Origin of the sequence: uncultured Brachyspira sp. (genome assembly GCF_949287625.1) — a bacterium.
GTDB lineage: Bacteria > Spirochaetota > Brachyspiria > Brachyspirales > Brachyspiraceae > Brachyspira.
Genome location: NZ_CASEGO010000073.1, coordinates 1 through 14,930, shown reverse-complemented (window position 1 = coordinate 14,930; position 14,930 = coordinate 1). Strand labels below are relative to the sequence as shown.

Annotated in this window: 13 protein-coding genes; 7 read left to right on the top strand and 6 right to left on the bottom strand. The window is 27.2% G+C overall.

The genetic code is table 11. From position 1 onward, the window contains the following. Window positions 1-1,156: 1,156 nt before the first annotated feature. The 4 genes from tgt (at window position 1,157) to Q1X91_RS10855 (ending at window position 5,824) form a co-directional block, all read left to right on the top strand. On the top strand, window positions 1,157-2,278 hold the full coding sequence (gene tgt, locus Q1X91_RS10870) for a tRNA guanosine(34) transglycosylase Tgt (RefSeq protein ID WP_300757120.1): 1,122 nt from the start codon (window positions 1,157-1,159) through the stop codon (window positions 2,276-2,278). An 85-nt stretch (window positions 2,279-2,363) separates the two neighbouring features. Then, window positions 2,364-3,185, top strand: coding sequence for a tetratricopeptide repeat protein (locus tag Q1X91_RS10865; RefSeq protein WP_300757117.1), 822 nt, complete (start codon window positions 2,364-2,366; stop codon window positions 3,183-3,185). 104 nt (window positions 3,186-3,289) lie between these two features. After that, the gene (locus Q1X91_RS10860; RefSeq protein WP_366945513.1) at window positions 3,290-4,807 is read left to right on the top strand and encodes a DUF5312 family protein; all 1,518 of its coding nucleotides are present in this window, start codon (window positions 3,290-3,292) and stop codon (window positions 4,805-4,807) included. 12 nt (window positions 4,808-4,819) lie between these two features. Next, window positions 4,820-5,824, top strand: a complete 1,005-nt coding sequence (locus Q1X91_RS10855) for a lysylphosphatidylglycerol synthase transmembrane domain-containing protein (protein WP_300757115.1) — start codon at window positions 4,820-4,822, stop codon at window positions 5,822-5,824. Here the strand turns inward: Q1X91_RS10855 and rsmG are convergent. From rsmG to ispF, 5 genes are all read right to left on the bottom strand, one after another. Continuing rightward, window positions 5,821-6,441, bottom strand: a complete 621-nt coding sequence (gene rsmG / locus Q1X91_RS10850) for a 16S rRNA (guanine(527)-N(7))-methyltransferase RsmG (protein WP_300757113.1) — start codon at window positions 6,439-6,441, stop codon at window positions 5,821-5,823. The two genes, Q1X91_RS10855 and rsmG, sit on opposite strands and share 4 nt — an antisense overlap. A 7-nt stretch (window positions 6,442-6,448) precedes the next feature. Beyond that, complete coding sequence (locus tag Q1X91_RS10845) at window positions 6,449-7,171, bottom strand: hypothetical protein (protein ID WP_300757111.1); 723 nt, start codon at window positions 7,169-7,171, stop codon at window positions 6,449-6,451. A 45-nt stretch (window positions 7,172-7,216) separates the two neighbouring features. Next, window positions 7,217-9,139: a tetratricopeptide repeat protein gene (locus tag Q1X91_RS10840; protein ID WP_300757106.1), complete on the bottom strand. Its 1,923-nt coding sequence runs from the start codon at window positions 9,137-9,139 to the stop codon at window positions 7,217-7,219. Window positions 9,140-9,254: 115 nt separating this feature from the next. After that, window positions 9,255-10,247, bottom strand: coding sequence for a squalene/phytoene synthase family protein (locus tag Q1X91_RS10835; protein WP_300757104.1), 993 nt, complete (start codon window positions 10,245-10,247; stop codon window positions 9,255-9,257). 11 nt (window positions 10,248-10,258) lie between these two features. Continuing rightward, a complete protein-coding gene (gene ispF, locus Q1X91_RS10830; protein ID WP_300757102.1) occupies window positions 10,259-10,738 on the bottom strand; it encodes a 2-C-methyl-D-erythritol 2,4-cyclodiphosphate synthase in 480 nt (159 codons plus the stop codon). Window positions 10,739-10,977: 239 nt separating this feature from the next. On the opposite strand from ispF, the gene Q1X91_RS10825 reads away from it, so the two are divergent. The 3 genes from Q1X91_RS10825 (at window position 10,978) to Q1X91_RS10815 (ending at window position 14,039) form a co-directional block, all read left to right on the top strand. Beyond that, window positions 10,978-12,159, top strand: coding sequence for a cation:dicarboxylase symporter family transporter (locus Q1X91_RS10825; protein ID WP_300757099.1), 1,182 nt, complete (start codon window positions 10,978-10,980; stop codon window positions 12,157-12,159). A gap of 657 nt (window positions 12,160-12,816) precedes the next feature. After that, complete coding sequence (locus Q1X91_RS10820; protein WP_300757096.1) at window positions 12,817-12,981, top strand: hypothetical protein; 165 nt, start codon at window positions 12,817-12,819, stop codon at window positions 12,979-12,981. Between the two features lie 197 nt (window positions 12,982-13,178). After that, window positions 13,179-14,039, top strand: a complete 861-nt coding sequence (locus Q1X91_RS10815) for a DUF368 domain-containing protein (RefSeq protein ID WP_366945514.1) — start codon at window positions 13,179-13,181, stop codon at window positions 14,037-14,039. Window positions 14,040-14,389: 350 nt separating this feature from the next. On the opposite strand, the gene Q1X91_RS10810 is transcribed toward Q1X91_RS10815, so the two are convergent. Continuing rightward, the gene (locus Q1X91_RS10810) at window positions 14,390-14,755 is read right to left on the bottom strand and encodes a phosphatase PAP2 family protein (RefSeq protein WP_300757092.1); all 366 of its coding nucleotides are present in this window, start codon (window positions 14,753-14,755) and stop codon (window positions 14,390-14,392) included. Window positions 14,756-14,930 lie beyond the last annotated feature (175 nt).

Sequence of the window (14,930 nt, the reverse complement as noted above, 5' to 3'; positions counted from 1 at the left end):
AAAACATAATTAGTACGATTTAATAATAATTTTAATACTTGCACTTTTTGGTTCTTTTTGCGGCGGGAAAAAGAACAATAAAAAAATTGACAAACTTAAAAATTTTTAGTATATACCTAAACAACTATAGTTTGTCAAAAATGAAGTTATATTTTGTTTTTAATATATGGGGCTTTGCCCACCACGCTGTGTGCTACGCAACACCCCAGTTCTTTTATGACGTCTGTCCGCCCATGGTGTGGTATAAAAGAACCAAAATAACTGTATTTTTAGCCTAAATTTATGGATATACACTACATTTAATACGTATATATAAAATATAAAGTTCTAGTAATTGCGTTTTTCGCGAAGCGTGCCTTTGGCAAAAACTTTTGGCGAAGCCCGCCTGCGACCGAAGGAAGTACTGTTAAGTATGGTGTGTGCTGCAAAAAAGTTGATAATTCTATATAATGTGCATCAATTGGCAAAATGAAATCGTTCCAGTATATACTGAAAATTCTTAAGTTTGTCAACCGCGAGCTCTCCCTCATCTTCGTTCGGGACGCTTCGCGTGCCCTTACCGCACGGTATAGTTTATTCTTATCAAATGTCAACGCGACCGAACGAAGTGAGGAAGTCCCGAAGTGGTATGAGGCTGATTAGCTATTATTATACAAAACAAGTAATTTACTATACATCTAAAACATATTTTGTTGATTAATAAAAATATATTATATTATGAATAGATTATAATTACATTTATAAATAACTAAAATTTGACAAACTATAATCGTTTAGGTATATAATATAATTGTATTACATGTATTAGGAATATTTTATAATTATGTAAATGTGATAAAAAATATTATTATTTTAATAATTCTTTTTTGATAAAAATAATATAATATGATATAGTATATAGTTATTAGTTTATTTTTTATTATAAAGGACAATATTATTATAATAAACTATTATTAGTTAATTTCATCTATATGTGTATACGATTTAAGTACGATAGATAAAAAATAGAGCATATTTCTAAAAGACAATAAGATAATATTTTTGTTGTATATATTTATTTGGGGGCTTTATAAGTCCCCTTTTTTATATAATAAAATTTGATATTTATTCATTTTCGTATAAAATAGCATTTAAATATTTGAAATAAAGGTATAGTATGTCATTTTCTTTTAATGTATTAAAAACAAGTTCTAAAACTTCGGCTAGATTAGGAAAAATTGAAATAAATGGTGTAGAAATAGATACGCCAGTTTTTATGCCTGTAGGTACAAAGGCTACTGTTAAAGCTTTAACTCCTCTTATGATAGAAGAAACAGAAAGTAAAATAATACTTGCTAATACTTATCATTTGGTGTTAAAACCTGGACTTGAAGTATTAAAGAAATTCGGCGGAGTTAAAAAATTTATGGCTTGGAAAGGAGCTATGCTTACAGATTCAGGCGGATTTCAGGTATTTTCGCTTGCTAAACTAAGAAATATCAATAATGACGGCGTTGAGTTCAGCTCTCATATTGACGGCTCTAAATATCTTTTTACCCCTAGAAGTGTAATGGAAGCGGAACATATTATAGGAGCAGACTTTATAATGTGTCTTGATGAATGTTCAAAATACGATGCTTCATATGAATATGCTAAAGAGGCAATGCTTAGAACTCATAAATGGGCTAAAGAATGTAAAGACTATCATGACAGCACTCCAAACAGCGAATATCAGTATTTAGGCGGAATTATACAAGGCGGTATGTTTGATGATTTAAGAAAAGAGAGTGCCGAGACTTTAGTAAATATGGGTTTTCCTTTTTATTCAATAGGAGGACTTTCTGTTGGTGAAACTCCAGAGAAGATGCATGATGTACTTTCTAAAGTAATGCTTTATACAGATAAAAGTAAGCCTCGTTATTTGATGGGGGTTAGTGAGCCGCGTGATATACTTAATGCTGTTATGGAAGGTATAGATATGTTTGACTGCGTTATGCCTACTAGAAATGCAAGAAATGGAGAAGCATTTACCATGAATGGTATTGTTAGGATAAGAAACTCTAAATACAGAACAGATGATACAGTTCTTGAGGATAAATGCGATTGTTATACCTGCCGTAATTTCTCTAAAGCATATCTTAATCATTTAGATAAAGTACATGAAATACTGTTTTCTACGCTTATGACCATACATAATGTTAGGTTTATGCAGAGATTTATGAAAGATTTAAGAAGTTCTATTGAAAATGATAGATTTGCCGATTATAGAAAGGATATGATGTTAAAATTTTATGAATAATTGATTAATAATTGTTTTACATATATTATAAATTATTGTATTATATACATTATACATTTATAAAAATAATTTAGTGAGTTTGTTTATGTCTAGTAAATATGCTAAGCAGCTAAATAAGTATAACGCTATTTTAGAGAAAAAGCCTAACGATCCGTATACTTTATCTATTTTGGCTAGAATCGCTCTTAAAGAAGCTAGACTTAAAGATGCTGAAGAGTATTATAACTCAATATTATTAAAATGCCCTGATTATCCAGAAGCATTGTATATGACGGCTTTTTTAAATATGAAAAAAAATCAATATGATGCTGCTTTGAATTATTTTCATAAACTTGTAGAAATCGGTAAAGAAAATGCTTTTGTATATGAATATATGGCTGTTATGGATAAAGAAAATAGAAAAGATTATTTGGAAAAGGCGTTAGAGTTATCAAGAAATACAAAAATAAGACCTAAAGATTATAAGAGATGTTCATATATAGCTTTTCAGTCATTTGCTTGGAGAGAGTATGATATAGCTTTAGAATATGCCAATTTTGCATACGATGCTAAGCCTACAAATGATATAATTAATTTGCTTGGATGCATATATCATCATAATGAGGATTATGATAAGGCACTTTCTCTTTTTCATGAGGTTAATGCCAATTATGAAGGACTTAATCCTTATGTGTTATGCAATATATCTTCCTGTTATAAGAAAAAAAATAGTAATAAAATGGCAATAAGATATTTAGAAAAGGCTTTAGATGTTGATAAGAATAACAAATTAGTATATTATAATATAGGTTTGATACATGCTGCCACTGGAAATAAAAAACTTGCTATAGAAAATTTTGAAAAGTCCTTGGAAATAGATAATAATTATGAAGAAGCTAGAAATGCTTTGAATGCTATTAAAGAATAGCTCTTTTAATAGTAAAATTTTTTTAAAAAAACTTTAAATATTAGTTAATTTAGTATATTATATGATATCTAAAAATTGAAAAATATGAATGGGGTAGTGTAACAGTGAATTTTTTTGATTATATTAAGTACAATTTATTTAACATAAGAACGCCCGAATTAGTAGAAAAAATGCGTATGGAAGAATATTCGGATAGAATATCAAAGCAGAAATATGATTTTGTAGATTTGAAAACCAAAGCTCTTACAGTTACTTGTGCTAAATTTATATTTGAAATGTATAAGGTTATAGGTCCTTTGCTTGCACCTTTAAAAGATGAGTTTATAGTAAAAGACGGCAAACAGTTTTCGTATTATTTGATAGAGTTTTCTTTCAGCAGCGAAATTAAAGAAATATATTCAACTTTAAATAGAGATTATATGCTTGCTAAAATACAGGAAGGTAATAATCCAAATTCAGTATTTAATGAAGTAAAAAATAATTTTGTGCAATTTAAAAAATATATAAGCGGTGAAAGCGGAAAAGAAATAAATTTGACTTTTAATATTCTAAAAGACTTTGCTCAGCTTTCAAATTTTGATTTCTTTTTATTTTTAAGAGCTTTCTGTCCTTCATTCGTAGATGGGGCTTATAGTTCTAATCCTCAGTTTAAGCCTAGTTCTAATATGCAGATAGTTGATGACTTGGTAAAATTAGATTATGCTATTAGTTCTATAGTAATAAGAAAAGAGCTTTTATCTGCTTTAAATGTTTTTCAGCAGTATTTAGGCGTTCCTGCTATACCTGAAAAAAATATTAAATTTTTTCTTGCAAGAGTAAAATATTTGCAGACTCCTAATCTTCTTCATGATATCATAGTATATTTGCTTAAAGATTTTACATATAAGTGTACTGTGAATCCTTCAAATGTGAATATATTTGTAAACTATATTACAGACTTTACTAATAATCTTAAAAAAGATATGGACAGTATAGTTGCTGATATAAAGAGCAGTAAAATAGCTGGAATGCGTAATAAGATGTTTAGCGGTATAGAAATATTAAAACTATCAAATGTTAATGAAGAGAAAAATGAACAGCTGGAAAAATTTGACTGCCCTATATTTACTTGTGTAGAGCCGCTTCAATATATAAAGACTTTTATTATAGAGATGTTTGATATAAATTATAAAGATCCTCTTAATGATATGTTTTTGGGGGCTGAATTTGTTCATAAAGATAGAAATTCATTAGGCTTAGATGCTTTTTATATATTGAATGATGCCAGAGAAGTTATACAGAAATTTGATACTACATTAAGTCCGGAATCTGAGAATTTTAAGCGTCTTAAAGGTTGGATTATATCAAAAAATAAAGCTAATGCTAATAGAGATTTAATAGAAACTATGGTTAATAAAATAGATGCTGAAGGAAATAAAATAATTCTTAGTGTTTATAATGCTGTTATAGATTTAACTACTATAGTAAAGAATATACTTGAAGATTGTGCTAATGGTACAAAAATAGAAATAAGCAATGCAAATAAAATTCAGTATTTGCCTAAATTTAATTTGGATATTGCAAAAGATATGCTTAATGATTTTGATAATTTTATAGCTCTTATGAAAAATTTTGTTAGATAATGGATATTTTTAATGAATAAAACACATAAAACGATTATACAGGTTATTATAGGTATTGTTATTAGTATAGTATGTTTATATTTTGCTTTTAGAGGCATTAATATAAAAGAATCATTAGAAGTAGTAAAGAATATTAATATTTTATATTTTGTTATTTCTCTTATATTAAGCGTTGTTATAATAGCATTAAGAGGATTAAGATGGGAATGTTTTATACCTCTTAAAAAACATATAAAAAAAAGAACCGTTGTTATGGCTACATATATAGGATATATGGGAAATAATATACTTCCAGCAAAACTTGGAGAGGTGGCACGTGCTTATATTTTGGGTGTAAAAGAGGATGTAAGTAAATCTGCATTGATAGCTTCAGTTGTTACTGAAAGACTTTTTGATGTTATAACAGGAGGAGTTATATTATGTCTTTCTGTTATATTTATACCTAATTTACCTCAGACTGTTACATACGCTGCTATTGCTTTATTTGTTTTATCTATAGTTGGTTTTTTGGTATTAATATTTTTGGTTTGGAAACGTGATTTTGCTCATAAGGTGTTTCATAAAGTGTTTGGTATACTTCCAAAAAATATTGGGGATAAGTTAATTTTATTTTCATGCAATTTTATAGACGGTATAGGATTTAAAAATGATGCTAAACATATATTTTTAATATTTTTCTATACTATTCTTTATCTTATAGGACAGATACTTACTATAAGTTTTCTTCTTATGGCTTTTGATATTAAGGCTTCTCCTATAATAGCATTATTTATGTTTGCTGTGGGAGGTTTTGGTTTTGCTGTTCCTTCTGCTCCTTCTGGAATAGGACCTTTTGAATGGGCTATTATATTTGGGCTTTCTTTAATAGGTGTAGACAGAGCTGTTGCTGCTCCTTATGCTCTTGTTTATCATATGATGGGTATAGTTCCTATAGTTATAATTGGTTTTATATTCTTATTCATGCTTGGAGTAGATTTGAAGACTGCTACCAAAGGTGATAATAACGAAGCAAATTAAGAGATAATTAATATATGGCGTTCTTTATCTCTATTTTCTAATTTTTTTATTTCTATATTATATTTATTTTTTTGAATATTAGATAGTTCTTCTTCTATCTTTTCTATTTTGCCTTTATATAGTATTAGATTGGAGTTTTTATCTTTTTTTAGTTTATTAAAAATTTTTATAAGTGCAGATATATCAGAGAAAGCTCTTGAAGTTACCGTATCATATTTTTCTTTTATCTCATAAGCATTGATACATTTTATTTCTATATTGTTTAATTCTAATTCTTTTTTGGCAAGTCTTAAAAATTCGCACTTTTTATTTTTGGATTCGCATAATGTGAACTTTTTATTATTGTAAATAATAGAAAGCGGTATAGACGGAAGTCCTCCTCCGCTTCCTATATCTATTATATTATCATAGTCATGAAATATATTTAATGCTAAAAGACTGTCTGCTATATGATCATTAAAAAAATCTTCTATAGTTTTAGCTCCTGTAATATTAATATTTTTATTATAATCCATTACAAGATTTGCATATTTCAAAAGTTTATTTTTATTTTCTTCAGTTATTTGTATATTTGTAACAGAGCTTATATTTTCAAGTATAGAATTATAATCAAACATTATTTTATTACCAGCCTAGTTTTTTAGCATCTTGTCTTGCTTTATCCCCTGCTGATACATTTGTAATATTGTATCTTATCTCTCTTTTATCAGTTTTGCTTTTCATAATAAATTCCTGAGGGTATGGTATATTATTAACTGTAGTATAAGAGCCTAACTGTACATCAATAACATTATCCATAAAAGCAGTAGAAAAACTTCTTACTCTGTATGAGCTTGCTGAAAAAACTATTGTATCTACTCTGTCTATATATCCTATTTTTAAAGTATGCCAATTTTTACCGAGTGTAATATTGCTGCTTACTATTTTTTTTGATAAGTCTATAAATTTATAATCAAGTATATCGGCATAAACTTTTGGGAAACGCATAATAGGAGCTTCTAAAGCGAACTCATCAAAATTTCTTTTTAAAGGAGTTTCTGCTTCGGGCAAATCTAATGTAAGATTATTATTATTAACTTCAGCATCAAATATGAGGCTTCCTAAAAGCCCATCTGTAACATTCATATATTTATTGTTGCTGTTTTTGTAATAATTAACAAGCATAGGCATTTGGTCTAAATCATCACCGCTGTAAAATGCTCCTCCTGATGAATATATAGATGTAAAAGGAGATTTTGAGAATCTGTTAAAAGCCTCTTTCATTACATCTTTTTCATTTTGAGCAAATAAAGTAACCGACGAAACTAATATAAATATAATTAAAAAAATAGTATTTTTATTTATCATTATTTGTAAATCCTCTTTCTAAAAATTATATATGATAAAACCTATTTAATTATTCTCAGTTAAACTTTTTATTTTCTCTTTTATTCTATTTTCATCATAATCAAATTCTTTTTCATAAGATGATATAGATTTTCTGTAGTATTTAAGAGCATTTTTATAATCATTTTTAGCGTAATAAGTATCTGCTATATGAGCATATATTTCAGCTTTAGAGCCTTCATCTATATATAATAATGCCTTTAATAAAGTTTTTAGTGCATTATCATAATCGCCTTTTTTGTAGTATGCCACTCCTAGAGTATCTATATAGTGAGGAGATTTTGGTTCTAATGATACTGCATTTTTTGAAAGACTTATTGCTCTGTCCAAATCCTCCCCTAAATCAGTTAATGCCCAAGATAAACTGTTTATATTTTCTGCTGAGTTTGTATCTAATGAATATTTGTAATTAGCATATAGTAATGCTGACTCTTTATTATCTGCTGCTAATGCTGTTACATATGGAATATTTATTCTGTAATCATTTGTATTTGATTTATTGTTTGAAAAATATTCAAAGTCTTCATTTAAATATTTAATAGTATTTTCATTATCTTTATTAACAAATGAGGCATATGCTTTTAAATAGCTGAATGAATATTTTGTTTTTTCATATTTTTCAGCGGCACTTATTGCTAAAGCAGCCTCTCCTATATCACTTGCTGTTAATACTAAGGATACTAATTCATTTTCTTTTATATCTTTATTATCCAAAGATAAATATTTTTCTATCATTTCCTTAGATGATTTATAATTATTTTGGTTTTTAAACTCTAATGCAGCCTGCAGATATAAGTTATTGAACTTTCCGCTTTTATCATAATTTAATAAATTGTCTATATGTTTAGGTAAAGCATCTATATTTTTTATCATAAGATAGAATGATATTATATCCATTTCTGATTTTATTTTATCATCTTTGCTTCCTGTTTCATTTACCATTTTATAATATGTTTGTATAATATCTAAATCTATTTCTCTTCTGTCTAAATCGGTTTCTATCATATTCAAAGCATTACTGTATCCGTTAGTTTCTGCTTCCATAATTATGGATAATATTTTAGGAGTATTAGGGTATGAAGGATCTATTTCATTAAATAATTCATTATTATATTTATCAGACATAAAACTTAAATATGCACTTAAAAATAAAGCATCATCAATAAGCATGCTGTTGGAATAGGCTTCATTATATTTTTCTAATGCCTGATAGCTTTTTACTACTGCATAAGAAGCACTGTATTCATCACTAGGGGCTAACTGAATATTTTGAAGTTTATTTAATCTTAATACGGCATTATTAAATTTGCTTAAATAAAACTCGCTCATACCATAATAAAAATTATAATACTGCATATAATTATTGCTTGCTCTGTTATTTTCATTTACTTTATTAAAATAATATACAGCCTGTTCAAATTCTCTTTTCTGATAGTATGTAAAACCTAATAATATTAATGCATCATTATTTGACTGATCTATTTCATAAGCAGTTTGAAGATAGTATCTAGCTTTATCTATATTGTTTATCACAAAAATATTTCTTTCTGCTGCTTTAACTAACAGTTCTGTATCTTCAGGATTATTCAAAACTAGATTATCATAAATTTTTGAACTTTGATAATATTCTCCCAAAGCTTCATGTGTTTCTGCTAATGTTATATATATATCTTTATTTTGAACATATTTAAGAACTTCTAAAAGTATTACTTTGGCACTTTCCAAGTCTTTAATAGTTTCTGCTGCTGCAGTTTTAGAGGCTAATGCTCTTTCTTTATAATACAAAGCTAAACTGTAAGCTGCTTTTGCTTCTTCTTCATTTCTTATATACTGTGCACCTTCATACACGTTTTTTTCATTAGTTTGGGCAAATGATATACCAGCTGCCATACTAAAAATCAGCAATACAATACTAATAAGTCTAAACATACTACTCATAACTCCAGAATTTTTTAAGTTTACATAATTTTAATATATATCGGCATTTATATCAATATACAAAATATGTATATATTTTTAAGAGAGTATAAAAGAAATGATTTAATTATTCTTCTTCTTTAGGTTTTTCTTCAGCTTCTTTAGCAAATGCCTTTTCAAGCAAATCTTCTAATTTTTTATTGGTATAAAAATCAGCTTTTACTTTGGCAGCTATTTCTAAAGTAGTTTTTCTAGGTATTTTTATAGTTTCACCCATAAATATATTATAATTATTTTTCATAAGTTTTATGGTCTCATATCCCATAAGTGTTGAAAGAAGGCAGAAATGTCTGTAGCCTAAAGATTTTTTTTCTATAGTCATTATGTATTCTATAGAATTTTTAAACTCATTCATAGCCGATTTTATCATTTGATTTAAAATTTCCATAGATTTATCCATATAAGCACCATCTTCAAAATACGGAGCTGGATTTTCATTATCAAATAATGTTAATGGCCAGAATACTCTTTTTTCTTTATAATCAATTTTGGCATCTTTTATAATATTTACTTTTTGTAAGAATCTTCCTAAACTTTTTGCTTTTTCTTTGTCTAATTCCAAATTATCAAGCATTTTTACAAGTTCTGTAAGATAAACTCCTACAGTACCCGCTACATAATAACAGTAATCATCTAAATCTTCAAATGTAGATATAGTGTGGTCCTGATAGTATACCATTCCATAACCCATTTCTCTTAAATAAGATACTGACATGTTTTTTATTTCTTGTTTAAAAGCAAAAAATGCCTTTAATACTACTTCTATGTTTTCTATTAATATTTTATCATTTTCATTGATAGTATGCTCTATAACTACCTTTTTTAAATTTTCTAAATTATCAGTGTTTTCCGATTTTAATATGTTTATAAATCCAGTTATTAATGTTTCCTTATCCTGTACTGTATGGCTTGAATCTTCTATAGTATCTATTATTCTTGCAAGTAAGTACTGAACTTCTACCTTAGTTTTTTTATTTTTATCTAGTAAAGGTATAGTTAAAGCAAAACTTCTCGAAACAAGGTCTAGTAAATATTTAGTATTAATTTTTGCAGCAGCCATATATTATTTTCCTAACACTTTATTTTTTCTAATAAGCACACACAATGAACAGCAATAGCTTCTCCTCTTCCTACAGAGTCCATCTTTTCATTTGTTTTTGCTTTTATTGAAATGTTTTCTATATCAGTTGACAGTAATTTAGATAGGTTTTCTCTCATTATATCTATGTAATTTCTTAGTTTTGGTTTTTCCAAAATTATTGTAATATCTATATTTCCAATATTATAGTTTTTTTCTTTCATTATAGAAACAGTTTGTTTTAATAAAATGACCGAAGATATATCTTTATATTTTTCATCATTATCAGGAAAATGACTTCCTATATCTCCAAGAGCTAATGCTCCGAATATAGAATCTATAACCGCATGAATAACTGCATCAGCATCGGAATGACCTTTAAGTCCTAATTCATATGGTATTTCAATGCCTGCTAATATTAGTTTACGATTTTCAGTAAGTACATGCAAATCGTAACCATGACCTATTTTCATTTTATTAATTTCCTATTTTATTTTTATGTATAAATTATACAAAAATAGATTAATTTGTCAAACTATTTTATGTGCCTGTATATCAATTATATGGTTTATTATATGTATAACATGTATTATTAAATGTATGCTTAATATAATCTATACATTAAAAAAAATTAAATTCTACATATATACGTTGAATGCATAGAAAAAAATTATATAATACTATATATAGAAAAAATTACGGAGCAAAACAGATGAAAAAAATAGGTCTTTTGCCTAGAATTATTATAGGTATAATTTTAGGTATATTAGTTGGTATGTTTCTTCCAGCACCTATAGTGAGAATATTTGTAACTATAAGTGCTATATTCAGTTTATTTTTAAACTTTATTATACCTTTGATGGTGGTAACATTTATAGGTTATGGTATTGCCAATTTAACGGAAGGAGCTCCTAAGTTAATAGGTATTACAGTTATTATATCATATGCTTCTACATTGGTAGCTGGAAGTATAGCATTTTTTGTAGCTTCCAATCTTTTCCCTACACTTTTAGGTTCAGCTACTTTGAGCAATATAAAATTGGAATCTGGTTTGGAAAGTTATTTTACTATACCTTTGAAGCCTTTATTTGATGTTACATCAGCTGTAATATTTGCTTTTATATTAGGTATAGGAATTACTTTGTTAAGACCTAAAGGACAAGGATCGGAATTGTTTTCTATAGTAAAAGATTCTGAAGAGGTTATACAAACTATATTAAAAAATATCATTATTCCTATACTCCCTCTTCATATTTTGGGTACATTTGCTAATTTAGCATATGCAGGAAGCATACAGCATATTATAGTGATATTTGCTAAAGTATTTGTTGTTGTTATTATTCTTCATTTGCTTTATATAACAGCTTTATTTATCATTTCTGGTATTATAGGAAAGAAATCTCCTTTAATGCTTATAAAAAATCAAATACCTCCTTACTTTACAGCTATAGGTACACAAAGCAGTGCGGCAACTATACCTGTTAGTTTGATAGCAGCAGAGAAAAACGGAGTATCCGAACAAATCAGAAAATTTGTAATACCTCTTTGTGCTACTATACACTTGGCAGGCTCTATGATAACTATTACATGCTGTTCTACTGCTGTTATATTAATATTAGGACAAAATCCTACATACAGTTCAATACTTCCTTTTATACTTATGTTAGGAATCGCTATGGTAGCTGCTCCAGGTGCTCCGGGCGGTGCTATAATGAGTGCTTTGCCTTTCCTTTATATGGTTGGAATTACTGGAGAAGAATTGCAGGGACTAATGATAGCATTATATTTAACTCAGGACTCATTCGGTACTGCTGCTAATGTTTCTGGAGATAATGCTATTGCTGTATTTGTTGATTGGTATTATCAAAATAAAGTTAAAAAAGATGCTGCTTGATTTTATTATTTAAATTAAAATGATGATATATAAAGAGATGGTTTTTTAAGTTTAAAAAAGCTGTCTCTTTTTATTATTAATTACATTTGTATTATTATTGCTTGAATATAAATTTACTTATTATTTCAGTATATACTTAAACGAATATAATTTGTCAAATTTTAATTATTTATAGATTTAATGATAACTTATAAATAGTATAAAGTATTATTTAGCATTAATAAAATAAGTTTAAAATGTAAAATAAATAATTTATTTTACATAATAATAGGCAATCAGCCGCATGTATCGTTGACATTTGATAAGAATAAACAATACCGTGCGTCCCGAACGAAGATGAGGGAGAGCTCGCAGTTGACAAACTTAAAAATTTTCATTATATACCTAAACAACTATATCTTGTCAAATTTCAGTTGTTTATAAATGTAATTATAATTTTATTTGTAACATGATATATTTTTATTAATGATTAAAATATGTTTTAGATGTATAGTAAATTGCTTATTTGGTATAATAATAGGTAATCAGCCACACGTATTATTGACATTTGATAAGAATAAACAATACCGTGCGGGAAGGTGCAGCGGCTCGCTGTTGACAAACTTAAAAATTTTTATTATATAATAATTAATGATAATGGAAGAATAGAAACTAATTATGACAGAGCAGCAAACAGCAGCTATGATACAGCTTATGTTTTATGCTCAACAATTTACTATAATACTTATGAAAGCATGCTATATGATAATGCTTAGAAGAAAATCCAAAAGTTCAAAAATTAATAGATTTTATACTTTCAGAACAAGGTCAGTATTTAGTTAAAGATACTGGATACATTCCTATCATTAATTAAAGTAAAAAATTATTATATATGTTCTTAAAAAATATGTTAAAATAGTACTTTAATGTAAATATTTTAAAATAATTGTAAAAACATGCTTGATTAAAATTGTTTTACATTGTATTATCCTTTCTCTAATATCAAGTAAAAAATTATATTTTAGAGGATTATGAAAAATATGAAATTTTTAGGATTTATGAATTATATATATACGGTTATAAAAGGATTTATAATAGGAGCTTCTATGCTTGTGCCTGGTTTCAGCGGAGGCACTATGGCTATGATACTTGGTATATATGATAAATTAATATCTTCTTTAAGCAGTGTTTTAACTTTCCCAAAGAATGAAAATTATTTTATTAAAAATAAGTTTAACTTTTTATTTTTAATATTTTTTTGTGCGGGCTCTCTTTTAGGAATGGTGATAATATCAAAACCTTTATCAAACTTGATAGAGAAGTATTACACTGTTTCTGCTTTCTTTTTTATGGGGGCAGCACTTGGAGGTTTTAATACGGTTTATAATAAAACTAAAGAATATAAATTTAATTTTGTGAGTATTATATACATACTATTAGGAGCAGCAATAGTATATTTAATATCAATTATACCAGAAGGTTTTTTCAGCAGTTCATCAGATAAAAGCGAAGTATTTATGTATTTTATACTTATAATAGCTGGTTTAATAGTAGCCATTGCAATGATACTTCCAGGTATAAGTGTATCATATATGTTTTTACTTTTGGGTATATATCAGGAAACTATTGACGCGGTACATAATCTTTATTTACCTTATTTAATTCCTTTAGCTATAGGTTCTATTTTGGGAGTTGTTCTTACCACTAAAATTTTAGAATATTGGATGGAGCATTATGTAAAGGCTTCTTATTTAATAATATCAGGTTTTGTATTAGGCTCTATTATACAAGTTTTTCCCGGACTTCCAAAAGGTATAGAGTGGGCATTATGTCCTATAATGTTTTTAGCAGCTTATTTTCTTATAAGACTTTTACAGAGATTCGATCCTGATAATAGATAAATACACATAAATAACTATAGTTTGTTAAAATTAGTTACTATGTTTTTTCTGGGATTAGCACCCGAACTCCAGCTTCTTTTGCAATCAAAGGAAGTACCTGAGGTATTGTCACAAAGAACGCATATGTTAAAGGCTATATTTCAAGATGTTAAATATAATTAGTGCTATTCAGCATTATTTTTTTTTACTTGCACTTTTTGCGAAGTGTATCCGAGTTTATCTAGGATACAAGGTTATTTTGGCGAAACCCGCCATAGGCAAGCGAAGGCTGGAAAAAACAATAAAAAAATTGACAAACTTAAAAATTTTCAATATATAATAATTAATGATAATGGAAGAATAGAAACTAATTATGACAGAGCAGCAAACGAAGCTGTTGTATGCGATGAAGGACATGAAAAAGATGTTTCTAAATGTTTTCCTACAGCAATCCAATATTCATTATAAATAGGATCCATAAAAGGTCTTTCTCTGGCTATTAAAGGCTTTAATATAAATGCTCCTATTACTATAGATACAAATAAACTGATTGCCATATTTATACCGCAGAATCTTGTTCTTTTTATAAATATTAATATTATAGTTATAATCATTAAAGGCAATGCTTCGCCTAAATTTGTTATAGAAGAAAAGAAAAAGTCTAATGCCTTATAATTTGTATGCAGGTTATTAGCGAACTTTATTATAGTATCATCAAATAAATTAATTATTTCCATAGATTATATTCTCTTTGAAAATTGAATTTTTATCATATAGTTTTATTTGAACTATAACAGTTAATTTTATTTATTGTAATTGCACGGGTTCCATACATATTGCATTTAAGTATTCCTTAATTTCTTAAAGTATAGCATAGGAGTATCATAATTTAAAGTAGAATGTATTCTTTTA

Bases quoted from the DNA above. Each gene is read 5' to 3' on its own strand.
- tgt (WP_300757120.1), top strand. From the start codon at position 1,157: ATGTCATTTTCTTTTAATGTATTAAAAACAAGTTCTAAAACTTCGGCT.
- Q1X91_RS10865 (WP_300757117.1), top strand. From the start codon at position 2,364: ATGTCTAGTAAATATGCTAAGCAGCTAAATAAGTATAACGCTATTTTA.
- Q1X91_RS10855 (WP_300757115.1), top strand. From the start codon at position 4,820: ATGAATAAAACACATAAAACGATTATACAGGTTATTATAGGTATTGTT.
- rsmG (WP_300757113.1), bottom strand. From the start codon at position 6,441: ATGTTTGATTATAATTCTATACTTGAAAATATAAGCTCTGTTACAAAT.
- Q1X91_RS10845 (WP_300757111.1), bottom strand. From the start codon at position 7,171: ATGATAAATAAAAATACTATTTTTTTAATTATATTTATATTAGTTTCG.
- Q1X91_RS10840 (WP_300757106.1), bottom strand. From the start codon at position 9,139: ATGTTTAGACTTATTAGTATTGTATTGCTGATTTTTAGTATGGCAGCT.
- Q1X91_RS10835 (WP_300757104.1), bottom strand. From the start codon at position 10,247: ATGGCTGCTGCAAAAATTAATACTAAATATTTACTAGACCTTGTTTCG.
- ispF (WP_300757102.1), bottom strand. From the start codon at position 10,738: ATGAAAATAGGTCATGGTTACGATTTGCATGTACTTACTGAAAATCGT.
- Q1X91_RS10825 (WP_300757099.1), top strand. From the start codon at position 10,978: ATGAAAAAAATAGGTCTTTTGCCTAGAATTATTATAGGTATAATTTTA.
- Q1X91_RS10820 (WP_300757096.1), top strand. From the start codon at position 12,817: ATGACAGAGCAGCAAACAGCAGCTATGATACAGCTTATGTTTTATGCT.
- Q1X91_RS10815 (WP_366945514.1), top strand. From the start codon at position 13,179: ATGAAATTTTTAGGATTTATGAATTATATATATACGGTTATAAAAGGA.
- Q1X91_RS10810 (WP_300757092.1), bottom strand. From the start codon at position 14,755: ATGGAAATAATTAATTTATTTGATGATACTATAATAAAGTTCGCTAAT.